This is a genomic window from Novosphingobium sp. UBA1939 (assembly GCF_002336885.1).
Lineage (GTDB): Bacteria > Pseudomonadota > Alphaproteobacteria > Sphingomonadales > Sphingomonadaceae > Novosphingobium.
In genome coordinates this window covers 1-241 of sequence record NZ_DDFB01000092.1, presented here as the reverse complement: position 1 = coordinate 241, position 241 = coordinate 1, and the positions used below count along the sequence as shown (strand labels likewise).

The window sequence follows — 241 nt, the reverse complement described above, 5'->3', positions numbered from 1 at the left end:
CGTGTCGGAACGGACTTCCGGGGTGCCGAAATCGGCCTGACGCTCATAACCCATGGGATCGCCTCTCCGCGGACTCGAGGTCCGCCGGTGTATTGATATTAGCAGGAAGGACAGGGAGTTGCACGGCCCGCGCGCCGATCCGCCCGGCAAAGGCGCGCATCGAATGCGTGCCGGTGCCCGCCAGCATCGCGTCGAGCGGCAAGCGGGCGCTGACCGGCCACAGCCCGATCACCGGCTGGTC

1 pseudogene is annotated in these 241 nt (G+C 68.0%); it reads right to left on the bottom strand.

Annotation, left to right across the window (positions count from 1 at the left end):
* Positions 1 to 43: 43 nt before the first annotated feature.
* Positions 44 to 241, bottom strand: a pseudogene (locus tag B3547_RS12415) (molybdenum cofactor guanylyltransferase); the annotation flags it as partial.